The sequence below is a fragment of the Mesosutterella multiformis genome, from assembly GCF_003402575.1.
Taxonomy (GTDB): Bacteria; Pseudomonadota; Gammaproteobacteria; order Burkholderiales; family Burkholderiaceae_F; genus Mesosutterella; species Mesosutterella multiformis.
The window spans coordinates 525,338-551,261 of the sequence record NZ_BGZJ01000001.1 but is presented as its reverse complement, the minus strand read 5'-3'; the positions used below and the strand labels follow the sequence as shown (position 1 = coordinate 551,261).

Below are 25,924 nucleotides of genomic sequence, written 5' to 3'. Positions count from 1 at the left end.
GAAAGCCACTCTGCTTCACCTCAGTTTTTCCTGATTTACTACTGACAGCGCTGTAGCCGTATCTGTGCACTCACCTGACACGCACGGAACGGAACCCGAGAGGCCTAACTGTATCCAACACGGTCTGCCGACGGCGCTGCTGCAACCGGAGCACATCATGCTGGAGTCTGAATTCAAGGCACTCGCCTCCCAGGGCTATAACCGTATTCCGATGGTCGCCGAATGCCTCGCCGATCTCGATACCCCGCTTTCCATTTACCGGAAGCTTGCTGACTGTCCGGACAGCTTCCTGCTTGAGTCTGTGGTCGGAGGCGAGCGCTTCGGACGCTACTCCTTCATCGGACTCCCGGCGAAGCGCCGGATTGAGGTGAGGATCGGCGACAACGGTCCCGAGACGATCGTGAAAGAGGCCGGGAAGACCGTCGAAACGCTGGAAGGGAATCCGCTTGACGCGATTGAAGCCTATCTCGGCCGCATCCGTGTCGCTCCCCGTCCTGGCCTCCCGCGGTTTTCAGGCGGCCTCGTCGGATACCTAGGCTATGACACGATCCGTCTGATCGAGAAAAAGCTCGCGAAGCCGAAGAAGGACGATCTCGGGGTCCCCGATATTCTTCTCCTGCAGACAGAGGAAATAGCGGTGGTGGATAACATCTCGGGCCGCATCTATCTCATCATCCACGCGGATCCGAATGAGCCGGAAGCTTTCCAGAAAGGCATGAACCGGCTGCGTGAACTGAGAAGCCGCCTGCACCGGCCGGCCGAAAATCTCTATGCCGGCCCGAGTGCCCGCCAGGCTGAACGGCGTGACTTCCATAAGGCCGACTATCTGAAGGCTGTTGAAAAGGCGAAGGACTATATCGCGCACGGCGAAGTGATGCAGGTGCAGATCGGGCAGAGAATTTCCCGCCGCTTCGCGGACGCACCGATTTCTCTCTACCGCGCGCTTCGGTCGCTGAATCCTTCGCCCTACATGTATTACTACGACTTCGGTGACTTCCACGTGGTCGGCGCGTCGCCTGAAATCCTTGTCCGGGGCGAAGTCGGGAAGGATGGAGAAAAACATGTCTGCATCCGCCCGATTGCCGGGTCCCGCCGCCGCGGGCTGACCGCGGAGCAGGACGCGGCGCTCGAGCGCGATCTTGCCACGGATCCGAAGGAGCGCGCTGAGCACCTGATGCTGATTGATCTCGCCCGGAACGATATCGGACGCGTGGCGGAGATCGGCTCGGTCACGGTTCCGGATCAGTTTGTGATTGAGAAGTACAGCCACATTCAGCATCTCGTGAGCGAAGTGGATGGGAAGCTGCGCGGCGGCCTGAATAATTTTGATGTCTTCAAGGCGACATTCCCTGCGGGGACACTCACCGGCGCTCCGAAGATCCGGGCGATGGAAATCATCGATGAGCTTGAGCCTGTGAAGCGCGGCATCTATGGCGGTGCGGTCGGCTATTTCTCATTTGCCGGCGATATGGATATGGCGATCGCGATCCGCACCGCGGTGATCAAGGACAAGATCCTCTACGCGCAGGCTGCGGCCGGCATCGTGGCGGACTCCGTTCCGGAAAATGAACACCGGGAAACGGAAACCAAGGCAAGAGCCGTGCTCCGCGCCGCCGAAATGGTGGAAGACGGTCTGGAATCGGCGATCTGAGGGGAGGAAAAGAAAATGCTCGCGATGATCGATAACTACGACAGCTTTACCTATAACCTTGTGCAGTATTTCGGAGAGCTCGGAGAGGATGTCCGGGTGTTTCGGAATGATGAAGTGACGATCGCGGATCTCGAGGCGCTGAAGCCGGACTTCCTCTGCGTGTCCCCCGGGCCGAGCGTTCCGTCAAACGCCGGGATTTCCGAGGAAGCGATCCGGCACTTTGCCGGGAAGCTCCCGATTCTCGGTGTGTGCCTCGGACATCAGGCGATCGGTGAAGTGTTCGGCGGAAAGATTGTCCTTGCCCGTCAGGTGATGCATGGAAAGACCGACGCAATCACTGTCACAAATGAGGGAGTCTTCACGGGAATCCCACAGGGAACCCGGGTGGCTCGCTATCATTCTCTTGTCATTGATTCTCAAACGCTTCCAGCCTGCCTCGCGGTGACAGCGACCAGTTCCGACGGAGAAATCATGGGTATCCGGCACAGGGAGCTGGATATTCAGGGGGTGCAGTTCCACCCCGAATCCATCGCGACAGAGCATGGCATGGAAATGCTTAAAAACTTTCTGCATATAAGGATTTGATCATGAAAGGATTCTCGAATTCGGCTGTGGCTCTGGTGCTCCTGGCAGTCGCCGGCGCCGCTTCGGCAGATGCCCTTTCGGACTGCTACAAAACAGCTGATAACCGCGTTCAGGTCCGCCAGTGCCTTCAGAAGGAACTGGATCGGACCCAGAGAGACTACGCGGACACCCTGGCTGCAGTGAAGGATCAGGCGAAGCAGCTTGATCAGGCGTCAGGAGATTCGGGAAAGAAGTCTCGTACGGCAGGTCCCGTTTCCCGGGACTTCGCAGAAGCAAACAAGGCATTTGATCTTTATCTGCGCCGCCAGTGCGGGTTTGAGTCCGCAATGTCCGGTTCAGGAACCAGCGCGGGCAATCAGTACATCGCCTGCCGAATCAATCTTATGAAGCTCCGTATGGGAGCTTTGGGTAACTTTTCAGGGCCGGCATCGCCTGATCCATCAGGCAAGTGACCCTCACTTTTAAGGAGCAGCGTCATGGCAATCACTATTTCTGAAGCAATCCAGAGAACTGTTGAACATCGCGAAATCTTCGCGGACGAGATGACGAGCCTCTGGATGGATCTGATGACCGGTAAGCTCACCCCGGCTCAGATCGCCGGCCTTATCGTCGGACTCCGCGTCAAGAAGGAAACCATCGGGGAAATCACAGCGGCAGCGAAAGTGATGCGTGATCTCTCCACGAAAGTGAATGTCAGGGATCCCGAGTCGCTGCTCGATATTGTCGGAACCGGCGGTGATGGCGCCCGCACGTTCAATATTTCAACAACCTCGATGTTCGTGATTGCCGCGGCCGGCGGCCGCGTGGCGAAGCATGGCGGCGGTTCTGTCTCCTCGAAGTCCGGTGCCGCGGATGCCCTGAAGGCAATCGGCGCGAACATCATGCTGAAGCCAGAGCAGATCGCGCAGTGCATTGAAGAAACCCATATGGGATTCATGTTTGCGCCGCTCCACCACGCCGCCATGAAGTACGCGGCCCCGGTCCGCAAGGAACTCGGAATCCGAACGATCTTCAATATTCTGGGACCGCTCACGAATCCAGCAAACGCGGGCTGCGAGATGCTTGGCGTTTTCCATCAGGACCTTGTGGGCATCTGCGTGCGCGTGCTGCGGGATCTCGGCACCAAGCGCGCTGTGGTGGTGTTCGGCTGCGACGGCATGGATGAGGTGAGTCTCGGTGCCACCACGATGGTGGGTGAACTGAAGGACGGGGTGGTGAGTGAGTACAACATCCATCCGGAAGACTTCAATCTCCCGATGAGCTCGGTGCGTCACCTCCAGGTGAATAACCCTGAGGAGTCCGTGGCGAAGATGATGAGCGTACTGCATGCGGAAGAAGGCCCCGCGATGAACAGTGTGATCTTCAACGCCGGTGTCGGTCTCTTCACGCTGGGTACGGCGTCCTCTATTGAGCAGGGCATTGCAATGGCGAGAAAGGCGATCGAGTCGGGTGAGGCGCTTGCGAAGATGAAGCTCTTCGTTGAGAAGACGAAAGAACTTGGCGGCACAGCGGTCAAGGCCTGATCAGGACCGGAAAACGGAGAAAGCATGCAGGGAATTCTCAGGACTATTTGGGATCACAAACGGGAATCCGTAAGGCGGGCGAAGGAGAGGCTTCCTGAAGCGTCGCTCCTCGCGGAAGTGAAGCCGCTTCTGGGAACCCCCTGCCGGGGATTCGCGGAGGCGCTTCGCCGCACGGCATCCGAGCGAGGGGCCGCGGTGATTGCGGAGGTGAAGAAGGCGAGTCCTTCAAAGGGGCTGATCCGTCCGGATTTCAGGCCCGCTGAAATCGCCGCGTCCTATGCGGCGGGCGGCGCGGCCTGTCTCTCGGTGCTCACGGAGGAGGAGTTTTTCCTCGGCGGACCGGGGGTGCTCCGCGAAGTGCGGCAGACCGTGACTCTCCCGATTCTCCGGAAGGACTTTGTGCTTGATCCGTACCAGGTGCTGGAAGCCCGCGCCTGGGGTGCTGACGCGGTTCTTCTGATCGCGGCGGCGCTTTCCGCGGATCAGATGCGGGAACTCGCCCAGACAGCTTCCGAAGTGGAAATTGATGTGCTGATCGAATCCCACAGCGAACCGGAAATAGAGCAGGCGCTTCAGATTCCGGGAGCGCTGATCGGTATCAACAACCGGAACCTTGAAACATTTGAGGTATCGCTCGCGACGACCGAGCGACTGAAGCGGCTGATTCCGGACGACCGCTTTGCCGTGTCGGAAAGCGGTATTCACGAGAAAGCGGATGTGGAGCGAGTTCTCGCGGCCGGCGTCAGCGCTTTCCTTGTCGGTGAAGCGTTCATGAGGAAGGAGAATCCGGGAGAGGCCCTGAAGGAGCTTTTCTATGCTTGATATTCAGTCCGCGGATCCGAGCTGGCAGCCGCTCCTGAAGGATTTTTTTGATTCTCCTGAAGGGAAAAAGCTGGACGCCTATCTTGACGCGCGCCGGAAAGCCGGGGCCGTGATATTTCCCCCGACCCCCTTCCGGGCTCTGACGCTCACTCCCGCAGATGCGGTGCGGGTGGTTATCGTCGGACAGGATCCGTATCACGAGCAGGGGCAGGCGCAGGGTCTCGCGTTCTCGGTTCAGAAGGGCGTAAAAGTTCCGCCGTCCCTTCGGAATATCTATAAGGAAATCGCGCTTGAGTTCGGTTCCGATATTCCGTCTGACGGCGATCTTTCAGGCTGGGCGTCGCAGGGCGTTCTCCTTCTGAACGCGGTGCTGACTGTCGAGGAAGGCGCGGCCGGAAGCCATGCAAAAAAAGGCTGGGAAATTCTGACAGACCGGATTATCCGGACACTTGCCGATAAGGCGCCGCCCAAGGCGTTCCTCCTCTGGGGCGGCTACGCGCAGAAAAAGAAGGAGCTGATTGAGGCAAGCGGCATTCCGCATCTCGTGCTCTGCTCGAACCACCCGTCGCCGCTCTCCGCGAGACGGGGGCCGGTGCCTTTTATCGGCTGCGGTCACTTCGCGAAGGTGAATGACTGGCTTCTCTCGGAGGGAGAAAAGCCAGTCGACTGGACGAAGAGCGGGCTCTGATTTCTCAGTGGGTCTGGGAAAGACCGGCGGATGGCCAGCTGTGCTCCATCGGCGTCTTTCTTTCAAAGCGGGCCTTTGGAGACGCGGTTTCGAGGGGGCTGATGTCCACAGTCATCATCCGATCCGTGCGGAAGAGAGTGAGTTTATGCGCAGACCCGGTGCCCAGCTGCCGGAAGAGTTCGGGAAGCGTGGCTTTGGAAATACGGAAGGCATCCAGGGCGATCAGCTGATCGCCAGGGAGGATGCCGGTGCGTGAGGCGGGAAGGCCGGCAGTTACGCTGCTGACCGTGGGGAATCCGTCAGACGCGGTGAATCTGAGACCGAGGCCGTCCCGCACAAGGTCATACGGCTCAGACTTCATTTCAAGCCCCTGCAGGGAAAGAATGCTGTCCCAATCCGGAGCTTCACCGGCGACTCTCGTAAAGCGCCGAAGCCATTGTGCGACGGCGACTGCCGGGCGATCCACGATTTCACTGATGGCATCCGAAAGCTCGACCGCGTCCTCTGACAGTCCAAGGCATTCATCAGTCCTGAGGTTCCAGATTTTCCGCATGACGTCGTCAAGCGTGATCCGGTTCTCCGTGACGTTTCGGATATGAAGATCGAGCGCGAAGGCGAGCATGGCGCCGCCCTGGTAGTAGCTCACACCGTGGGAGGCCGATCCGGCGTCCGGGCGGTAGTACTTGATCCAGGTGTCAAAGCTTGATGCTGCCACGGACTGATGCTTCCAGCCGGACTGACCGTAAACCGTGAGCGCCATGGCGGAAAGACGGTCAAGGATTTTCTTTTCAGACGCGAGTCCCGCCCGGAAGAGAATGATTTCCTCGTAGTACTCCGTGAACCCCTCAAAGAACCAGAGAAGCCGTGTGTAGTTTTCCTTCGTGAGGTCATAAGGAAGGAAGGTGGCGGGCTTCAGCCGCTTGACGTTCCAGGCGTGGAAGTATTCGTGCGCCATGAGGGCGAGAAGATCGGTGTACCGGTCAGGGGCCTCAGCTCCCGTCATCGGAAGGGCGGAGAAAGGCGCCTCGGCAGCCACGCTGTTCCGATGCTCAAGTCCGCCCCAGCGGCCGCTGACGGTGAGAAGGAAGAGATAGTCTGAGAAGGGCGGTTTTTTGGTTTCCGGCTCCCAGAGTTCGATCGTTGTGGCGCAGATTTTCTTCAGGTCTTCAGTAAGGCGCGCGGCGTCAGCTTCGGGGCATCCGGCAATCACGAGACGGTGAACGGCGCCGTGAACGGAGAACTCAGTGGACAGGGTGTCGGAGTCCCGTGAGAGCAGAATCGGGCAGTCAATCAGATGGTCATAGTCCTTCGCGCTGAACAGGAAGGGCTCTCCGTCGTGGATGATCTGAGGAAGCGCAGTGGAAACCTTATCCCAGGGGGCGGGAGAAACCGCGATCCGGCAGGGCGTGTTTTCTTCGCCTGAAATCTGCAGGAAGGCTGCGGCACCGGAAATGAAAGCGCGGTCAGTGCTGATCCAGGTTTTTCTGACAGAAGGATCAACAGCGGTCAGCGCGTAGCGGATCGTTACCGGAGTTCTGTCACCGGAAGTATTCGCGAGAACGAAGGTTGCTTTGTCAGACTTGATGACGTTCAGCGGCGTTTCACCCTGATATGCCTCTATATCGGAAATAGATCCGGCATATTCCCGTAGCAGATAGCTTCCGGGAGTCCAGGCCGGCATGCGGAGCGTAATCGGATAGTTTTCCTTACGGGGCGTAAAGTGGATCGCGATGTGAAACTCACGGCGGTCGGTATCCGCAGACTCAATCCGGTATTCAATTTCAGGCATATTCAGTTTCAGCTTAATAATTCGTTGGTTTCAATCAGGTTCGGTAGCTGTGATATTAGATTTTTCCGGATAGATAAAAAAGACTTTCAGAAAAATTTGACAATTTAAAAAAGCATCTGTAATATTCACACTCTCGTTGCTACCGCAGCGATGTTCTTTAAAAACACAATAACGAACCGATAAGCGTGGGCATCTGATTTTGATCGAGTTTCAACTCATAAAAAATCAGGTGCTTGAAAAGACGAATGGAATGATGCAGAAGTGAATAACTTCTGAAAAATTACCAGTCGATAATTTTGAGCGCGACGCTTCAGGAAACTGAAGCAAAGAAGTAATAGCAGTGATTGAACTCAAGAGTTTGATCCTGGCTCAGATTGAACGCTGGCGGCATGCCTTACACATGCAAGTCGAACGGCAGCGGGGGAGCTTGCTCCTGCCGGCGAGTGGCGAACGGGTGAGTAATGCATCGGAACGTGTCCTGTTGTGGGGGATAACTGATCGAAAGATCAGCTAATACCGCATGAGACCTGAGGGTGAAAGCGGGGGATCGAAAGACCTCGCGCGACAGGAGCGGCCGATGTCTGATTAGCTAGTTGGTGAGATAAAAGCTTACCAAGGCGACGATCAGTAGCTGGTCTGAGAGGATGATCAGCCACATTGGGACTGAGACACGGCCCAGACTCCTACGGGAGGCAGCAGTGGGGAATTTTGGACAATGGGGGAAACCCTGATCCAGCCATGCCGCGTGCGGGATGAAGGCCTTCGGGTTGTAAACCGCTTTTGTCAGAGACGAAAAGGGACGCACGAATAATGCGTCCCGCTGACGGTATCTGAAGAATAAGCACCGGCTAACTACGTGCCAGCAGCCGCGGTAATACGTAGGGTGCAAGCGTTAATCGGAATTACTGGGCGTAAAGGGTGCGCAGGCGGCTGTGCAAGACAGATGTGAAATCCCCGGGCTTAACCTGGGAACTGCATTTGTGACTGCACGGCTAGAGTTTGTCAGAGGAGGGTGGAATTCCGCGTGTAGCAGTGAAATGCGTAGATATGCGGAAGAACACCAATGGCGAAGGCAGCCCTCTGGGACATGACTGACGCTCATGCACGAAAGCGTGGGGAGCAAACAGGATTAGATACCCTGGTAGTCCACGCCCTAAACGATGTCAGCTGATTGTTCGGGAAGCAATTCCTGGGTAACCAAGCCAACGCGTGAAGCTGACCGCCTGGGAAGTACGGTCGCAAGATTAAAACTCAAAGGAATTGACGGGGACCCGCACAAGCGGTGGATGATGTGGATTAATTCGACGCAACGCGAAAAACCTTACCTAGCCTTGACATGTCAGGAACCCGGATGAAAGTCTGGGGTGCCCGCAAGGGAGCCTGAACACAGGTGCTGCATGGCTGTCGTCAGCTCGTGTCGTGAGATGTTGGGTTAAGTCCCGCAACGAGCGCAACCCTTGTCATCAGTTGCTACGCAAGAGCACTCTGATGAGACCGCCGGTGACAAACCGGAGGAAGATGGGGATGACGTCAAGTCCTCATGGCCCTTACGGCTAGGGCCTCACACGTCATACAATGGTCGGAACAGAGGGCAGCGAAGCCGGGAGGCGGAGCTAATCCCAGAAAACCGATCGTAGTCCGGATTGCAGTCTGCAACTCGACTGCATGAAGTCGGAATCGCTAGTAATCGCGGATCAGCATGCCGCGGTGAATACGTTCCCGGGTCTTGTACACACCGCCCGTCACACCATGGGAGTGGGGTTTGCCAGAAGGCGTTTGTCCAACCGTAAGGAGGACGGCGACCACGGTGGGTTCCATGACTGGGGTGAAGTCGTAACAAGGTAGCAGTACCGGAAGGTGCGGCTGGATCACCTCCTTTTAAGAGAGCGAAACTCTCAAGACAGGTGTCCACACTTATCGTTCGTTATAAAACAGAGCGTAGAAGGGTCGACTGGGTCTGTAGCTCAGCTGGTTAGAGCATCGTCTTGATAAGGCGAGGGTCGATGGTTCGAGTCCATCCAGACCCACCACGAAATCCGGGGGCATAGCTCAGCTGGGAGAGCACCTGCTTTGCAAGCAGGGGGTCAACGGTTCGATCCCGTTTGTCTCCACCAGTTTTTTCTCACTGGAAGTCTTTTCTTCCAGGTTCTGGTTGAAAGCAGTTTTGACTGAAACTGTTTTCAAACAAAACCTGTAAGGGTTCTGTTGTTCTTTAACAATTAGGAAGGAATGAAAGTTCTAAATGTCTGAGATACTTGATGAGGGTATTTCAGAACAGTTTTGAACATGGGTTGTGATTGCATTCACAAATTTGCAAGTTTCTCCAAGAAACCGAAGCAACATTTAGAGAACAGCGACACGTTACAAGTCGATTGAAACCGTGCCGGGTAAAAGGCGGCAGGGTTATAGGATCAAGCGACTAAGTGCATGTGGTGGATGCCTTGGCGATCACAGGCGATGAAGGACGCGGCAGTCTGCGAAAAGCCCCGGGGAGCTGACAACGAGCTTTGATCCGGGGATCTCCGAATGAGGGAACTCCAAGCTTTAGCTTGATCCATGCGTGAATACATAGCGTATGGAGGCGAACGCGGCGAACTGAAACATCTCAGTAGCTGCAGGAAAAGAAATCAACCGAGATTCCGGAAGTAGCGGCGAGCGAAACCGGAACAGCCTGAATTCGATATTGAGAAGAACACTGGAAGAGTCTGGAAAGGCTCGCCATAGTGGGTGATAGCCCCGTACGGGACGTTCATCTCAAGGTACTGAGGATTCGAAAAGTAGGTCGGGGCACGTGAAACCCTGGCTGAACATGGGGGGACCATCCTCCAAGGCTAAATACTCGTGATCGACCGATAGCGTACTAGTACTGTGAAGGAAAGGTTAAAAGAACCCCGGGAGGGGAGTGAAATAGATTCTGAAACCGCATGCATACAAACAGTAGGAGCCCTTCGGGGTGACTGCGTACCTTTTGCATAATGGGTCAGCGACTTATGTTATGTGGCAAGCCTAACCGACTAGGGGAGGCGCAGCGAAAGCGAGTCCGAACAGGGCGATTCAGTCGCATGGCATAGACCCGAAACCAGATGAGCTAACCATGGCCAGGCTGAAGGTGTGGTAACACACACTGGAGGGCCGAACCTACTGGTGTTGCAAAACCAGAGGATGAGCTGTGGTTAGGGGTGAAAGGCTTAACAAATCTGGAGATAGCTGGTTCTCCCCGAAAACTATTGAGGTAGTGCCTTGCGCATGAGCTTCTGGGGGTAGAGCACTGTTATAGCTAGGGGGACATGGCGTCTTACCAAACTATGGCAAACTCCGAATACCAGAAAGCTTCGCGCAGGAGACAGAGCACCGGGTGCTAACGTCCGGACTCAAAAGGGAATCAACCCAGACCGCCAGCTAAGGTCCCTAATATCAGCTAAGTGGAAAACGAAGTGGAAAGGCTAAAACAGTCAGGAAGTTGGCTTAGAAGCAGCCATCCTTCAAAGAAAGCGTAATAGCTCACTGATCGAGTCCTTCCGCGCGGAAGATGTAACGGGGCTAAGTTGATAACCGAAGCTGCGGATTCATACTTTGAGTATGAGTGGTAGGGGAGCGTTCTGTAAGCCTGCGAAGGTGGATCGTAAGGTCTGCTGGAGGTATCAGAAGTGCGAATGCTGACATGAGTAACGATAAAGCGGGTGAAAAGCCCGCTCGCCGCAAACCCAAGGTTTCCTGCTCTACGTTAATCGGAGCAGGGTGAGTCGGTTCCTAAGGCCAGGCTGAGAAGCGTAGCTGATGGAAATCAGGTTAATATTCCTGAACCGGCGTTGAATGCGATGGGGTGACGGAGCAGCCAGAGTGGACCGGGTGTTGGATGTCCCGGCTTCCGAGCGATGGGTGCCTGCAGGCAAATCCGCAGGCGTATACCCAGGACGAAGGATCGGGCCTTCTTTTGAAGGCGAAGCCACTGGAAGCGCTTCCAGGAAAAACCTCTAAGCTTCAGTTCAACGGCGACCGTACCGTAAACCGACACAGGTGGGTGAGCTGAATATGCTCAGGCGCTTGAGAGAACTCGGGAGAAGGAACTCGGCAAATTGACACCGTAACTTCGGAAGAAGGTGTGCCTTTGTAGCTTGATGGGAGAGAAACCCAAAGGGTGAAGAGGTCTCAGAGAATCGGTGGCTGTAACTGTTTACTAAAAACACAGCGCTCTGCAAAGATGAAAGTCGACGTATAGGGCGTGATGCCTGCCCGGTGCTGGAAGATTAATTGATGGGGTGCAAGCTCCTGATCGAAGTCCCAGTAAACGGCGGCCGTAACTATAACGGTCCTAAGGTAGCGAAATTCCTTGTCGGGCAAGTTCCGACCTGCACGAATGGCATAATAATGGCCACACTGTCTCCTCCCGAGACTCAGTGAAATTGAAATGTTTGTGATGATGCAATCTCCCCGCGGCTAGACGGAAAGACCCCATGAACCTTAACTGTAGCTTTGCATTGGACTTTGAACCGATCTGTGTAGGATAGGCGGGAGGCTTTGAAGAATGGACGCCAGTTCATTCGGAGCCGTCGTTGAAATACCGCCCTGATTTGTTTGAGGTTCTAACCTGGGCCAGTAATCCTGGCTGGGGACCGTGCATGGTGGGCAGTTTGACTGGGGCGGTCTCCTCCTAAAGGGTAACGGAGGAGTGCGAAGGTACGCTAATCACGGTCGGAAATCGTGAGGATACTGCAATGGGAAAAGCGTGCCTGACTGCGAGACAGACAAGTCGAGCAGATGCGAAAGCAGGTCATAGTGATCCGGTGGCTTCTGTATGGAAGGGCCATCGCTCAACGGATAAAAGGTACTCTGGGGATAACAGGCTGATACCGCCCAAGAGTTCATATCGACGGCGGTGTTTGGCACCTCGATGTCGGCTCATCTCATCCTGGGGCTGTAGCCGGTCCCAAGGGTATGGCTGTTCGCCATTTAAAGAGGTACGTGAGCTGGGTTTAAAACGTCGTGAGACAGTTTGGTCCCTATCTACCGCGGGCGCTGGAAGATTGACAGGGGCTGCTCCTAGTACGAGAGGACCGGAGTGGACGCACCTCTGGTGTATCGGTTGTGACGCCAGTCGCATTGCCGAGTAGCTATGTGCGGAAGAGATAACCGCTGAAAGCATCTAAGCGGGAAACTTGCCTGAAGATTAGTCTTCCCGGAGGCTTGACCTCCCTGAAGGGTCGTCCGAGACCAGGACGTTGATAGGCCAGGTGTGGAAGCGCTGTGAGGCGTGAAGCTAACTGGTACTAATTGCCCGTGCGGCTTGATCCTATAACCGTGCTGCTTGATTAAATGACAGCAAATGGTTTTGAAAGGAAGCTTGCAAAAAGAAAGAAATGTGTGAATGTGGAAAAGCAAGCCATGTGATTTCATTCCTTCCCAAAGAATTCGCTTGTGAAGTCCTAAAAAGCTTCGAAAGCAAAGCCTTTGCCTGACGGCCATAGCAGAGTGGCCCCACCCCTTCCCATTCCGAACAGGACGGTGAAACGCTCTCGCGCCAATGATAGTCGGTTGTATTTCCGGTGAAAGTAGGTCACTGTCAGGCTCCCCCTTCAAGACCCTCGAAAGTTTTCTTTCGAGGGTTTTGTTTTATGCGCTTTTGAAAAACCAGGGAAAAAGAAAGGAGGAGCTCGCGCTCCTCCTTTCTCTGTCTTCGGATTTCAATAGCGATAAGAGACAGGGGCCGGATCGCGGAGCATATCGTTTTTATCGGTCTATCTCCGATTAAATGCGAAGAAGATCTCTCCCAGGTCTCCAAGGCTCTTATTGACAGAGATGAAACCGGGCACTGCCCCGATTTCAGTCCTCCCTAGCACAGGCAAAGAAAAAGCCCGGAAGGCATTAGAACCTTTCGGGCTTCGCTCTTTCTGTACCGGCATCAGCCGGCATTCAGGGGAGCAGATCAGAAGATCTTCGTCACTTCACGCGAGAACTCTTCCTGTTCCTTGATCAGAGCTGCGAGCTGCTTGTTATCGAGGAAGTCGATGGAGAGGCCGGCGCGTTCATGAGCGGCGATGTTCGCCTTGTCAGTCAGCGTGCGGCGGAAAGCGTTTACGTAGAAGTTGATGATTTCAGGAGGCGTGCCGGCCGGGGCGACGAGAGCGCGGGCGGAGCCGTACCACTTGCCGTAGTAGCCGAGTTCCTTCAGCGTCGGAACATTCTTGAGGGAAGGATCACGCTTCGTATCGAAGACGCCGAGGATGCGGAAGACCGGGCTGCGGCCGGTGGACAGCTTCAGCACGTCGCCGATCTTTGCGCAGGAGAACTGCACTTCGCCCTGACGCAGAGCGAGCAGCTGGTCAGCAGTGCCGCCGTACGGAATGGCCTTGTAGTTAAAGCCGGCGCTGCGGGCAAGCAGCTGAGCGGCGATATGGTTGGAAGCCTTGACGCCATTCGTGGAAGCGCGCAGGTTCGGGTTCTTCTTAGCTTCAGCGACGAGATCCTTCAGGGTCTTCCACTTGCTGTCAGCACGGACCACAACGACACCGGTTTCCTTCAGGTGGTTGCAGATCGGAACGATCTTGGAGGTGGAAAGCGGGGAGTGAGGAAGAACGGCCAGAGTCGTGAAGGTCGGCAGATTGATGAAGCCGATCGTGCGGCCATCCGGCTTCGCGCGGGAAAGCTGCGTCCAGCCGATCTTGCCGTCAGCGCCCGGAACGTTGTTCACAACGAGCGGACGGCCCACAAATTTCTCAGCTTCCGAGGCGAGCAGACGGGCGCCCACGTCGGTGCCGGAACCAGCCTTATAAGCAACGATAACCGAAACTTCGCCGGACGGAGCCCAGGCAGCGTGCGACGACAGAGGGACCGAAACAGCACCCGCTACAAGCATCGATAGAAAGGTTCTTTTCTGCATATAAGTTCTTCCTGTGTGAGAAAAGGGCCGCAAAGCCCGCAAAATAAAAAGGGGACAGGCTCGACGCCTATCCCCTTCCGATAAGGTTCTAGTTCGAATCCTTCATCTTCTTCTCCATTCTACTGAAGAAGAGCGGCGACAGAATACCGACCACGCAGAGCGCGATCAGCACCCAGCAGATGACGGACGAGAACAGAATCGAAGGATCTCCGTTGCTGATCATGAGGGAACGGCGGAGGCCGTTTTCCCCGATCGGACCGAGAATCAGGCCGAGCACAATGGCGGCGTTATTGAGGTCGAAGTGGTGAGCGAGGTACCCGATCACACCGAAGACCACCATGACGCCGACGTCAAAGGTGCTGTTATTGATGGCGTAGGAGCCGACCACGCAGAGCAGGAAGATCGACGGAATCAGAATGGCGTCAGAGAGACGCGAGATCTGGGCGAACATCTTGCTGCCAAAGAGTCCGATCACGAGCATGAAGAACTGCACGAGCACGAAGCCCGCGAAGAACGTATAGGTCATGTCGGCGTACGTGGTGAAGAGCTCGGGCCCCGGCTGCAGGCCATGAATGATGAGGCCGCCCATCAGCACCGCGGTAACGGATTCACCCGGGATGCCGAGGGTAAGAGTCGGAATGAGAGAGCCGCCCGTCACAGCGTTGTTGGCGGCTTCGGAACCCGCGACGCCTTCAATGGAGCCGTGACCGAACTCCTCCTTATGCTTCGAGAACTGACGCGCTTCGTTATAACCAATGAAGCTCGCAATCGTTGCGCCCGCGCCTGGCAGGATACCGATGATGTTGCCGATGATCCAGGAGCGGATCGTGGTCGGCGCGATCTGCTTCATTTCAGCTTTGGAGAGACCGAAGCGTCCGATCTTCTGGGGGAGACGTCCGCGCTCCTTGATCTTTCCTTCGGCGAGCACCAGCACCTGTGACATCGAGAAGAGGCCGATCAGGGCGCAGGTCACGTTGATGCCGTTATAGAGTTCGCTCTGATTGAACATGAAGCGCTCGACACCTTCCATCGGATCCATGCCGATCGTGGAGATCAGCAGGCCGAGGACGCCTGAAATCAGGCCCTTCAGGAGTGACTTATTCGAGACACCGGCAATGATCGTGAGGCCGAAGAGCGAGAGCCAGAAGTATTCAGGGCTCTTGAACTGCAGCGCGAGCTGCGCGAGAAGCGGAGAGAAGAAGTAGAGCGAGATGCAGGAAAGAAGACCGCCGATAAAGGAAGCCACACAGGCGACGGTCAGAGCCTTCGCGGCCTGTCCCTTCTTCGTGAGTTCGTAGCCTTCAATAGCGGTTGCGGCAGAAGCCGGCGTGCCAGGCGTATGAATCAGAATGGCGCTGATTGAACCGCCGAAAATAGCGCCGCAGTAAATACCGCCGAGCGTGATGAGGCCGGAAGCCGGATCCATGCCGAACGTGATCGGCAGGAGCAGCGCAACACCCATGGCGGCGGAAAGTCCCGGCAGACAGCCGATGGTGATACCCATGGCGGTCGACAGGAACATGATGAGAAGATTGATCGGGGTAACGGCATTGACGAAGCCAAGCCCCATGAGACTCAGAGTTTCTTGCATTGGTTAATCTCCGCGGGGCCTAGCCAAAAATAAGTCCCACAGGAAGCGGGACTTTGAGGAAGACGGTAAAGACACCATAAATGATGCCCATCAGGATCGCGGTGGAGAGGACCACGAAGAGCGGCTTCACGCGGAGGAACAGCATACAGCCCAGCATAAAGAGCACACTGGAGAGGTAGTAGCCGAGCTTCTGAATCAGAATGAGATAAATCACGCAGAACGCGCAGACTCCGAAAAACTGGACAGCCTGGAAGTCCTGGAATTTCTGCTTCAGGTCATCAACGATCTCGCGGGTCTTGATGTAGTGCAGGACCTGCTGAATCAGATAAATCGAGACCAGCGCCAGAAAGACGACCGTGAGGAAAAGGGGATAACGCATGGCTCCTGTGGGAAGCTTAAGCGTCATGACCAGGAACGCGATTCCTACTAGATAGAGGACGGCGATAACACCGAAGTCAGATTTTTTCATTTTCCGAAAGTAGATAAACAGGAAAGGCATCCACCGTGGAAGGCTGCTCTTATTGCTTTTATAGACTTCTGGATTTGAGGGGTAAGATCCACTTGGTGAATTTCCCTATTTTAGTAGAACTTAGTAAGAATCTGTTGCAAGAATTTTTGAACCAAAAAGGCCTTTCCGCAAAGATTCTTCCTTCATGCCGTAAAATGTAAGTTTGTCTTTTCGTGGCCGCTTTTCTCCCCATCTGCCGGGGAGCTTTGGGATCCATTTTTATGATTTTCAGGCGCTCGCTCATCTCAGAATTCATGAATACAGCAGGCGGTGTTTTTACCGTGCTGTTTTCTATCGTTCTTACGGTGGGCATCGTGCGGGTGATGAGCCAGGTGGCGGTCGGTAAGTCTGACGCCGGGGCCATCCTCCAGATGGTGCTTTACACGTCACTCACAACTTTGGCGCCTCTGCTCGCTCTGTCGCTTTTCCTCGCGATTCTGATGGCGCTGATCCGCAGCTGGCAGCAGAACGAAATGATTGTCTGGTTCTCGTCAGGCGGTCTGTCGCTCCTCTCCTGGATCCGTCCGGTGCTTCGCTTTTCGCTTCCTGTGGTGCTTCTCACCGCGGTGGTGGCGCTTGCGATCACGCCCTGGGCCCGCGGTCAGATGGATGTGAGCAAAGCGCAGTTTTCGCAGCGTGACGACACGAGCCGTATTGCCTCCGGACAGTTCATCGAGTCGAGTTCCGGCCGCCGCGTGTTCTTTATTCAGCAGGTGAGCGAGGATACGCAGAACGTCAAAGGCATCTTCGTTTCTGAATTGAATCGGAACGGGAAAGCAACCGTTGTGTCGTCGACCGAAGGCCGTCTCCGTATCAATAAGGAAGGTGACCGCTACGTGGAGCTGACGGATGGAAAGCGGTACGAAATCGCTCCTGACGCCAAGTCCTATCGGGTGACGGGTTTCGGAACCTATGGGATCCGTCTGGATATCAAGCCGGACCAGATTCTGTCGCCTGACAAGGCGCATTCGCTTCCGACCAGCTATCTCCTGAATGACCCGAGTCCGAAGAATCTCGGTCAGTTCTTCTGGCGGCTCTCGTGGCCGCTGATGGCGCTTAACCTGGTGCTTTTTGCCATTCCTCTGTCATTCACGAATCCGAGAGCCGGCAAGTCTCTCAATGTGGTGGTGGCGGTTCTCGTCTTTATTCTCTATCTGAACTTCATCAACATTATGGAAAGCTGGATTACGGAAGGACGGTGGCATTGGTGGTCGGGCCTGATCGCGCTTCACGGATCCGTGCTGCTTCTGACCGCCTTCCTGTTCATCCGGAGAATCTGGCTTCAGCGCTGGCTGCCGCGGGAACTGACAATCGGCTACTGGCGCGATCGGATGGAGTGAGGAAAAAATTATGCGGGTTATTACACGACATCTGACCTCTCAGATCATCCTGTCGACGAGTCTCGTGCTGATGGCGCTGATCGGTCTTTTCCTCTTCTTCGACCTTGTGAACCAGGTGGATAAGATCGGTTCGAGCTACGGCATGCTGCAGGCTCTGGCGATTACCGGATTCTCCATTCCGTCGCATCTCTATGAAGTGATGCCGATCGGTGTGCTGCTTGGCGCCGTTTACACGATGAGCCGCTGGGCCGCGAATTCCGAATTCACGATTCTCCGTGTGGCCGGCATGAGCCCGCTTTCGCTTACGCGTTCGCTCATGGTGCCTGGTCTGATTCTGGTTGGCTTCACTTATCTGCTTGGCGAATTCGTGGCGCCGGAGAGCGACGCTCTCCGTCAGGAAGTTCAGCTGAAGATTTACAGCCGGCCGCTCACCGCGTCGGGTTACGACTCCGGCGTCTGGGCCCGCGATCAGGTGTATGACAATTCGAAGAAACTCGTGCTGTCCCGTTACGTGAATGTGCAGAGCCTTAAGTCAGGCGCCGCGCAGGAAGCAAACGGCTGGCGGGTGTACGAATTCACGACCGGAAACGAGCTTCACCGGATGATTGAGGCGCCCTCGGGTTCCTATCAGGAAGGAAAGGGCTGGGTGCTGAAGGACGCGGTGGTAACTGACTTCCCGTCGCTTCTCGGTGGCGACCCCAAAGCGATACCGAAGCCGGTCGTCCGGCATACGGAACCGAGCATGGTGCTCAGCACGACGCTCGCGCCGAGGATTCTTTCCGTGATTGTGGCGGATCCGGATCACATGCCGATTCTGGATCTCGGGTCCTATCTGCATCACCTGAAACAGAATCACGAAGACACGAGCCGCTATGAAGTCGCTTTCTGGAAGAAAGTCTTCTATCCGCTCTCGATTCTCGTGATGCTCGCGCTCTCAATGCCGTTCGCGTACCTGAGCACCCGCTCGGGCGGCGTGTCGCTCAAGATTTTTGTGGGCGTCATGATCGGCATCGCGTTCTACGCGCTGAACAATCTGTTCTCTTATATTGGTATCCTGAGTACGTTCCCGCCGATTATGGCGGCCATAACACCAATATTGGTAACACTCATACTCGCAGCCGTGGCGATCGCCAAGGTCGAACGGCGGTGATGTCCCGGCAATTGATTTTTTAACCCCAAAACAACAAGGATTGACTGAATGACGGTAGCTTCCTCGATCTCGAAGATCGGTGAAACAGAGGCGATATTTCACCAGATTGTGCAGGTGCTGCAGGGAGGATGGACTGCGGACTACATCTGGCAGATTGCGGCGTTTGCCGTAGCGGTACTGCTGTCGCTCTTTATTTCCCGACGCTTCAAAGCGAAGCTGCAGAAGCTGCTGCCGCCACCGGGGTCCGGTCGGCTGCGGGACCGCGTGAAGAGCTACTCGATCGATATCGCGTCTCATCTGTCATTCTCACTCATCGGTGCCTCGATCCTCTGGATGCTTGACTGGACGCTCCGCGAGGCGGATATCCTTCCTGATCACAAAGTGCTCGTGTTCGCCGAACTCGGCTACATGGTGCTTTACGCCTTCGCGTTCCTGCGGATCATGCTCTACATCCTGCGGGGCATGCTGGGCGACAAGGTGGTGACGCATGGTCTTGCCACCGTCGTGTCCTGGGTGTTCTGGATTCTGGTAGTCCTCGAATTCGCGGGCATTCTGCCGACTATCGTGAAATTCATGCGCGATCAGTCGATTCCAGTCGGGACTCAGAATCTCACGCTTTGGACGCTCTTCTCGGGTCTCGTCTCCGCGCTTCTCACGCTGGGCGTCGCGAACTGGATCGCGAACGTCCTTGAAGGCGTGCTGAAACGAACGAAGGGGCTCGCTCCGAATCTGCAGGTGGTGTTCTCGCGAATCGCCCGCTGGATTCTGATGGTCTGTGCGATCCTGATCGCAATGAGTTCAGTCGGCATCGATCTCACCGTGCTCTCGGTCTTCGGCGGCGCGCTCGGTGTTGGTATCGGCTTTGGTCTGCAGAAAATCGCGAGCAACTATATTTCAGGCTTCATCATTCTTCTTGATCACTCGATCAAGATCGGTGACTTCGTTGAAATCGGCGGTTTCCAGGGTATCGTCACCGAAATCAATACCCGCTACACCGTGGTGAGTGACTGGAACGGCATTGAGGACATTGTCCCGAATGAAACGTTTGTGACGAGCTCAGTGAAGAACTACTACCACACGGATAACGTCTGTATCGCCATGATCCGGGTGTCGGTGGCCTACGGCACGGATCTCAACAAGGCGCTTCAGATCCTGAATGAGGAAGCGAATAAGCCGGATCGCGTGATCAAGAACCGCAAGGGCTGGACTGGTATCACGAAGCTGGACGACAGTGCGATTGACCTCGAAGCCGGTGTCTGGGTGCCGAATGTCGGTGACGGCACAGTGGGCCTCCGCACGCAGGTGCTGATCAATGTGCTGAAGCGTTTCGATGAGGAAGGGATCGAAGTGCCGTTCCCGCAGCTCGACGTGCGTCTCCGCAGCAATCAGACGCAGAAGATCTCGATCGAGGATATGGCCCGGCTTCTCACGTTCCTCGAGGATCAGAAAGAAGCGGATCGCCTGAAAGCCGAGAAAGAAAAGGAAAAAGCCGCGGGAGGTTCCGCGGCGAAGCCGGCTTCCGCCTGACAGACAGGCGGAAGCGGATCAGGAGGCGGCTGCTTTACGCAGCCGCTTCTTTTTTATGCGTCCCGAAAAATTCCTTCAGGGCGTCACCGGTCGCGGTGCCCTTTTCCGCGACATCAAGCGGGGCTCCCGCGGCGACCACCTTGCCTCCGGCTGTCCCGCCTTCAGGACCGATATCGATGATCCAGTCCGCCTCTGACATCACGTCGAGGTTATGCTCGATCACGACCACGGTGTTTCCGGAGTCCGTGAGCTTATGAAGCACATTGATGAGCTTCTGGATGTCCGCCATATGAAGACCGACCGTCGGTTCATCAAGAACGTAGAGCGTACCGGTGGTGTTTTCATCCTCCGACACATACTCCGTATCCTTCACTTTGGAGAGCTCCGTGACGAGCTTCAGACGCTGCGCCTCGCCGCCGGAAAGCGTGGGGGAGGGCTGTCCGAGCGTGAGGTAGCCGAGACCGACCTCTTCAAGCAGCTTAAGCGGCCGCTGGATAGAAGGCGTTGACGCAAAGAACTCAACCGCCTCGCGGACCTGCATCTGAAGGATGTCGCCGGCGCTCTTTCCCTTCCAGAGCACTTCAAGCGTCTGCGGGTTGAAGCGTTTGCCGCCGCAGCTTTCGCAGAGCACCTTTACTTCCGGCAGGAAGTTCATCTCAATCGTCCGCAGTCCCTGGCCGAGACAGGTTTCGCAGCGGCCGCCCTTGGTATTGAAGGAGAAGCGGCTCGCGGTGTAGCCGCGCTCTTTCGCGAGACTCGCCTCCGCCATGATCTTCCGGATCCCGTCCCAGATGCCGACATACGTCGCCGGGCAGGAGCGGGGTGTCTTTCCGATCGGTGTCTGATCAACTTCCAGCACCCGGCTGACAGCTTCCCAGCCTGTGATTTCACGGCATCCGGTCCAGACCGGAGCGGAGTCCTTTGCCCGCAGCGCGTCCTGGAGATTCCGAAGGAGCAGGTCGCGGCAGAGGCTGGATTTCCCCGAACCGGATACGCCGGTGACGACTGTCAGCCGGTTCAGCGGGAACTCCACCTTCGGGATCCGGAGGTTATGGAGCGAGGCGCCGAGCACGGCAATCGTGGGTGTCTTTCCCGGGCGCACCGGGCGGTGCGGAATGCCGTTATGGATTTCAGGGGAGGCAAGGAACCGGCCCGTAACGGATTCCTTGCACTTCATGATGTCTTCGACCGAGCCCTCTGCGACGAGGCGCCCGCCTTCGCTTCCTGCGCCGGGACCGATATCAATCACGTGGTCCGCGCGCCGGATCGTGTCTTCGTCATGCTCCACGACAAGAAGCGTGTTGCCCTTCTTCGACAGATGATCCATGGCGTTCAGCAGAATGCCGTTATCTTTCGGATGCAGACCGATTGTCGGCTCATCCAGCACGTAGCAGACACCGAGGAGGTTGGAGCCGAGCTGCGAGGCGAGGCGGATACGCTGTGTTTCGCCGCCTGAAAGGGTCGGCGCCGCGCGGTCGAGCGTAAGGTAGCCAAGCCCCACCTGATCGAGGAACTCAAGCCGGGAAATGATTTCCCGGATCGCGTCATGCGCGATCGCCTCATCCCGGGGGTCGAGCTTCAGCGCGTGGAAGAACGCGAGTTCCTCCTTCACGCTCATCTGGCAGAGCTCACTGATGTTCTTTCCGCAGAACAGGACGGCCAGCGCGACCGGATTGAGCCGCAGACCGTGGCAGTCGGGGCAGACCTTCTCCTCTTCGCCCTCAGCCTTCGCCCAGGCGGATTCCTCCCCCGTCTGCTCGGCATCAAACCCGGAGAGCTGCAGCCCGGTGCCGAAGCACGTCGGGCACCACCCCATCTTGCTGTTATAGGAGAAGAGTCTGGGGTCCGGATCCGGGAAGCTCGTGCCGCAGATCGGGCAGGCGCGCCGGGTTGACCAGATCTTGAAGGTATCGTTTACGGGTTCGCCGTTCTCCAGAATCATGGATGCGACCTGGCCCTTGCCGAGCGTAATCGCGGTTGCCACGTGAGCCTTCAGTTCGGGAAGCGTCCGCTCCGAGATATCAAGCTCCGCCACAGGGAGTTCGATGCTGTGTTCGTTATAGCGGGCGAGCTTCGGGAAGTGATGCGCGTCGACGATCTTCCCATCCACCCGAAGCGTGTCGTAGTGGTGCTTCACGGCCCACTGCGCGAGTTCGGTATAGATACCCTTGCGGTGCGTGACAAGCGGCGCGAGGAGCATCACTTTCTTTCCGTTTCCGGCCTTGCGGATCGCCTCCACAATGGCGGCCGGCGTCTGAGGCCGCACCTCCACGTGGCAGTTCGGACAGGTCTGAACGCCGAGCTTCACATAGATGAGGCGAAGGAAGTGATAGAGCTCTGTCATCGTCGACACGGTGGACTTCCGGCCGCCGCGCGACGTGCGTTGCTCGATAGCGACAGTCGGCGGAATGCCGAGCACCGCGTCCACATCCGCGCGGCCCGAGGGCTGCACGATCGAACGGGCATAGGCGTTAAGAGACTCGAGATAGCGTCTCTGGCCTTCGTTAAAGACGATGTCGAACGCGAGTGTCGACTTCCCGGAGCCGGAGAGTCCGGTGACCACCGTGAGTTCATTCCGGGGAATGTCGACTGAGAGATCCTTGAGGTTATGCTCCCGGGCATTGAGCACCGAGATTTCGCCCTTCTTCGCGATATGAGCCTGGGCGGGGAGGGCGGCTTCGGCGTCAATCTCGGTGGAGGTGAAGTCCTCCTGATAAGGCGTGCCGCTCTCAACCGCCTTTTCGTAGGAAATCAGCGCCTGCCCGGTGTAGGAGCGGGAGACCGCCATGATGTCATCCGGGGTGCCGGCCGCGACCACGCAGCCGCCCGCCTCACCGCCTTCCGGACCGAGATCGATGATCCAGTCGGCGTTCGCGATGACGTCGAGGTTATGTTCAATCACGAGGACCGAATGCCCGGCGGCAATCAGCTTCCGCATAGCGAGAAGGAGTTTCTCGACGTCCGAGAAGTGGAGTCCGGTGGTCGGCTCATCAAAGACGAGGAGCCGGCCCTTCGCATCCTTCGGCTTCCGGCGCCCGTTTTCGGCAAGCGCCGCGGCAAGGAACCCGGCGAGCTTCAGTCTCTGGGCTTCGCCGCCTGAGAGTGTCGGCACGGGCTGCCCGAGCTGCACATACTCCAGACCGACGTCGATCAGCGGCTGAAGGAGCGAAATCACTTCGAGATCATCCCGGAAGAAGTCGCACGCCTCGGACACCGTCATTTCGAGCACATCAGCGACCGAGGCGCTGCGGCCATTCCGTTCAAGTTTTGCCTGAAGGATTTCCGGGCGGTAGCGGCGTCCGTTGCAGTCCGGGCAGCGGAGATAGACGTCCGAGAGGAACTGCATCTCAACATGCTCAAAACCGGACCCCATACAGGTGGGGCAGCGGCCGTCGCCCGAATTGAAACTGAAGGTTCCCGGACCCCAGCCCTGCATTTTGGCGGTGTCAGTGGCGGCGAAAAGTTTCCGGATCGGGTCAAAGGCCCCGACGTAACTCACGGGGTTCGAGCGGGAGGTTTTTCCGATCGGGGACTGGTCAACAAAGTCCACCCCTTCGATCAGATCAAATCCCTTGATGTCCTTATAGGGTCCCGGGGCCTCAGTCGGAACGCCGAGCCGCTTCTGGAGCGCTGGGACAAGCACTTCCTGCGCGAGCGTTGACTTCCCGGAGCCGGACACCCCGGTGAGGCAGGTGAGGCAGTGAAGCGGGAACGAGACATCGATATCGCGGAGATTATTCGCGGTGACCCCGGTGAGACGGATGGAAGGTGCTTTCTTTGACACCGGCTTCTGCCCTCTGAGAGCAATGCGGCGCCGTCCCGAGAGGTAGTCGCCGGTCAGCGTCTTCGCGCTGAAGATCTCTTTCGGGGAACCCGAGAAAATGATGTTGCCGCCTTTTTCGCCGGCCCCTGGTCCCATATCAATAATGCGGTCCGCCTTCAGCATGACCTGGGGATCGTGCTCCACCACGACGAGCGTATTGCCCGCTTTCGTGAGGCGGCGCATGATCGCGTTGATCCGGTCCATATCCCGCGGGTGAAGACCGATCGACGGCTCATCAAGAACAAAGAGTGTGTTGACGAGTGAGGTGCCAAGCGCCGTCGTGAGGTTGAGTCTCTGGATTTCGCCGCCTGAAAGCGTACGGCTCTGACGGTCGAGCGACAGGTACGAGACCCCGACCGCGCAGAGGAAGATGACGCGCGAGCGGATCTCTTTCAGAATCGGAGCGGCTTCAGGCGGGAGGTCCGGATCGGCAGCAAGGCTGTCAAAGAAACGGCGGAGGCGTGACAGCGGCAGCATCATCAGGTCGTGGACCGTGAGCCCCGGGAGCTGATTCAGCACCGCGTCCGGAACGGTCATGCCTTTCGGACGGAACCGCTCGAGCTTCCGCTCTTCTCCCTGCGGGAGGAGCGCAGCCTCGGCGTCTGAGAGCCGGCCCGCTCTCCAGTAGAGCGACTCAGGCTTCAGGCGGGCGCCGTGGCAGTCCGGGCAGAGCGTGTAGCTGCGGTAGCGGGAGAGCAGCACGCGGATATGCATCTTGTAGGACTTTGTTTCCAGCCACTCGAAAAAGTGGCGGACACCGTACCACTGATGATCCCAGTCGCCCGTCCAGTCAGGATCCCCCTCGAGGATCCACCACCGGTCTTCGGACGGGAGCTCCTCAAACGGGACATCGAGCGCGATGCCGGCTTTCTTCGCGTAGCGCTCAAGATCCTTCTGGCACTCGGCAAAGGACGGAGTGCTCCAGGGCTTCACGCAGTGCTCCGCGATGCTGAGCCGCGGGTTCGGAATGACGAGCCCGAAATCCACCCCGATCACGCGGCCGAAACCGTGGCAGGTGTCGCAGGCGCCAAGCGGCGAATTGAAGCTGAAGGAGGAGGGGTGAGGGTGGGAAAAGCTGATGCCGCAGTCAGCGCAGGCGAGCCCCCGGGTGTATTTCCAGGTGTCCGCCTCTTCGCCTTCATCATTCAGCGGGTGCACCGCGATTGAGCCGTGGCCCCGTTCAAGCGCCTGCTCGAGCGCCTCAATCGCGCGGCTTTCCTCAACGCGGCTCGCGCGGAACCGGTCCACCATGACTTCGAGCGTCCAGCCTGAGGCGGTGGCGGTCTGCTTATGAATTCGGGTGAAGCCCTGGGCTGAGAGTGAATCAATCGCCTTTTTCAGGCCGAATTTTCTCGGCACAACAGACGTAAACGTAAGAATGAGCCTGGGGTCCGACGCGGCTTCGGCCGCCTCCCGGATCTTTTTCCAGAGAGAGTTCGGCGTCTCCTCCTCAATCTTCTTCCCGCACTTCGGACAGTAGAGCGACGCGCACTTCGCGAAGAGCAGCTTGATGTGATCGTTCAGTTCCGTCATCGTGCCGACCGTGGAGCGGGATGTCCGTACGGGGTTCGTCTGATCAATCGCGATCGCGGGCGGCACGCCGTCAATCCGATCGACATGAGGCCGGTCCATGCGGTCGAGGAACTGGCGCGCGTAGGGGCTCAGTGTCTCGACATAGCGGCGCTGGCCCTCGGCGTAGAGCGTATCGAAGACCAGCGAACTCTTGCCGGAACCTGAAACACCGGTGACAACGGTGAGTTTTCCGAGATCAAAATCAACAGAGATATTCTTCAGATTGTTCTGTCTTGCGCCCCGGATGGAAATTTTTGCTGCGGAAGAGACTGGCAGACTGTCTGCCTTCAGGTTTTTACGAACGCGTGTCATTGATATTTTTCAGCCGCTGTGTCAGAAGATCTTTTATCAGTGGGAAAGCCCCGCGGATAAGAGAAAAGCATAGCGAAAGATTAACCTCTCTAAGAGACGGGAGGAAAAGGGAAAAAGCGGTTAGGCGAAAATATTTTTCAAAAAACTTGCTATTTCCAAAAATCAC

General features: G+C 56.8%; 14 protein-coding genes, 2 tRNA genes and 3 rRNA genes. 14 read left to right on the top strand and 5 right to left on the bottom strand.

Annotated features, from left to right (window positions below; genetic code table 11):
* Window positions 1-157: 157 nt before the first annotated feature.
* From trpE to M4NBBH2_RS02480, 6 genes are read left to right on the top strand one after another with little or no spacing between them, the layout of a single operon-like run.
* Entirely contained in the window at window positions 158-1,651 is a 1,494-nt protein-coding gene (gene trpE / locus M4NBBH2_RS02505; protein ID WP_116269580.1) for an anthranilate synthase component I, read from the top strand.
* Between the two features lie 15 nt (window positions 1,652-1,666).
* Entirely contained in the window at window positions 1,667-2,236 is a 570-nt protein-coding gene (locus M4NBBH2_RS02500; protein ID WP_116269579.1) for an anthranilate synthase component II, read from the top strand.
* A gap of 2 nt (window positions 2,237-2,238) precedes the next feature.
* Window positions 2,239-2,688: a lysozyme inhibitor LprI family protein gene (locus tag M4NBBH2_RS02495; RefSeq protein WP_116269578.1), complete on the top strand. Its 450-nt coding sequence runs from the start codon at window positions 2,239-2,241 to the stop codon at window positions 2,686-2,688.
* Window positions 2,689-2,712: 24 nt separating this feature from the next.
* A complete protein-coding gene (gene trpD / locus M4NBBH2_RS02490; protein WP_116269577.1) occupies window positions 2,713-3,759 on the top strand; it encodes an anthranilate phosphoribosyltransferase in 1,047 nt (348 codons plus the stop codon).
* 24 nt (window positions 3,760-3,783) lie between these two features.
* Window positions 3,784-4,581, top strand: a complete 798-nt coding sequence (trpC, locus tag M4NBBH2_RS02485; RefSeq protein ID WP_116269576.1) for an indole-3-glycerol phosphate synthase TrpC — start codon at window positions 3,784-3,786, stop codon at window positions 4,579-4,581.
* Window positions 4,574-5,269: a uracil-DNA glycosylase gene (locus M4NBBH2_RS02480; protein WP_116269575.1), complete on the top strand. Its 696-nt coding sequence runs from the start codon at window positions 4,574-4,576 to the stop codon at window positions 5,267-5,269. The genes trpC and M4NBBH2_RS02480 overlap by 8 nt, the downstream gene beginning before the upstream one ends.
* 4 nt (window positions 5,270-5,273) lie before the next feature.
* On the opposite strand, the gene M4NBBH2_RS02475 is transcribed toward M4NBBH2_RS02480, so the two are convergent.
* The gene (locus M4NBBH2_RS02475; protein ID WP_116269574.1) at window positions 5,274-7,058 is read right to left on the bottom strand and encodes a M61 family metallopeptidase; all 1,785 of its coding nucleotides are present in this window, start codon (window positions 7,056-7,058) and stop codon (window positions 5,274-5,276) included.
* 346 nt (window positions 7,059-7,404) lie between these two features.
* On the opposite strand from M4NBBH2_RS02475, the gene M4NBBH2_RS02470 reads away from it, so the two are divergent.
* From M4NBBH2_RS02470 to rrf, 5 genes are all read left to right on the top strand, one after another.
* Window positions 7,405-8,937: ribosomal RNA gene (locus M4NBBH2_RS02470) — 16S ribosomal RNA — on the top strand.
* A 74-nt stretch (window positions 8,938-9,011) separates the two neighbouring features.
* A tRNA-Ile gene (locus M4NBBH2_RS02465) sits at window positions 9,012-9,088 on the top strand.
* Between the two features lie 8 nt (window positions 9,089-9,096).
* Window positions 9,097-9,172, top strand: a tRNA-Ala gene (locus M4NBBH2_RS02460).
* A gap of 295 nt (window positions 9,173-9,467) precedes the next feature.
* Window positions 9,468-12,350, top strand: a 23S ribosomal RNA gene (locus M4NBBH2_RS02455).
* Window positions 12,351-12,509: 159 nt separating this feature from the next.
* Window positions 12,510-12,624 (top strand): 5S ribosomal RNA (gene rrf / locus M4NBBH2_RS02450).
* Together the 16S, 23S and 5S rRNA genes with 2 tRNA genes alongside form the textbook arrangement of a ribosomal RNA operon.
* Before the next feature lie 357 nt (window positions 12,625-12,981).
* On the opposite strand, the gene M4NBBH2_RS02445 is transcribed toward rrf, so the two are convergent.
* From M4NBBH2_RS02445 to M4NBBH2_RS02435, 3 genes are all read right to left on the bottom strand, one after another.
* Window positions 12,982-13,935 carry a Bug family tripartite tricarboxylate transporter substrate binding protein gene (locus tag M4NBBH2_RS02445; protein ID WP_116269573.1) on the bottom strand — a complete coding sequence of 318 codons (954 nt, stop codon included), beginning with the start codon at window positions 13,933-13,935 and terminating at the stop codon, window positions 12,982-12,984.
* An 88-nt stretch (window positions 13,936-14,023) separates the two neighbouring features.
* Window positions 14,024-15,526: a tripartite tricarboxylate transporter permease gene (locus M4NBBH2_RS02440; RefSeq protein ID WP_116269572.1), complete on the bottom strand. Its 1,503-nt coding sequence runs from the start codon at window positions 15,524-15,526 to the stop codon at window positions 14,024-14,026.
* A 19-nt stretch (window positions 15,527-15,545) separates the two neighbouring features.
* The gene (locus M4NBBH2_RS02435) at window positions 15,546-15,995 is read right to left on the bottom strand and encodes a tripartite tricarboxylate transporter TctB family protein (RefSeq protein ID WP_160117829.1); all 450 of its coding nucleotides are present in this window, start codon (window positions 15,993-15,995) and stop codon (window positions 15,546-15,548) included.
* Window positions 15,996-16,255: 260 nt separating this feature from the next.
* Between M4NBBH2_RS02435 and lptF the strand changes: the two genes are divergently transcribed.
* Genes lptF through M4NBBH2_RS02420 form a run of 3 tightly spaced genes read left to right on the top strand, consistent with a single transcriptional unit; the run spans window position 16,256 to window position 20,051 of the window.
* A complete protein-coding gene (gene lptF / locus M4NBBH2_RS02430) occupies window positions 16,256-17,374 on the top strand; it encodes an LPS export ABC transporter permease LptF (RefSeq protein ID WP_116269570.1) in 1,119 nt (372 codons plus the stop codon).
* 10 nt (window positions 17,375-17,384) lie between these two features.
* Window positions 17,385-18,524, top strand: coding sequence for an LPS export ABC transporter permease LptG (gene lptG / locus M4NBBH2_RS02425; RefSeq protein WP_116269569.1), 1,140 nt, complete (start codon window positions 17,385-17,387; stop codon window positions 18,522-18,524).
* Window positions 18,525-18,572: 48 nt separating this feature from the next.
* On the top strand, window positions 18,573-20,051 hold the full coding sequence (locus tag M4NBBH2_RS02420) for a mechanosensitive ion channel family protein (protein WP_116269568.1): 1,479 nt from the start codon (window positions 18,573-18,575) through the stop codon (window positions 20,049-20,051).
* A 34-nt stretch (window positions 20,052-20,085) separates the two neighbouring features.
* On the opposite strand, the gene uvrA is transcribed toward M4NBBH2_RS02420, so the two are convergent.
* Window positions 20,086-25,758: an excinuclease ABC subunit UvrA gene (gene uvrA, locus M4NBBH2_RS02415; RefSeq protein WP_116269567.1), complete on the bottom strand. Its 5,673-nt coding sequence runs from the start codon at window positions 25,756-25,758 to the stop codon at window positions 20,086-20,088.
* Window positions 25,759-25,924: the final 166 nt, after the last annotated feature.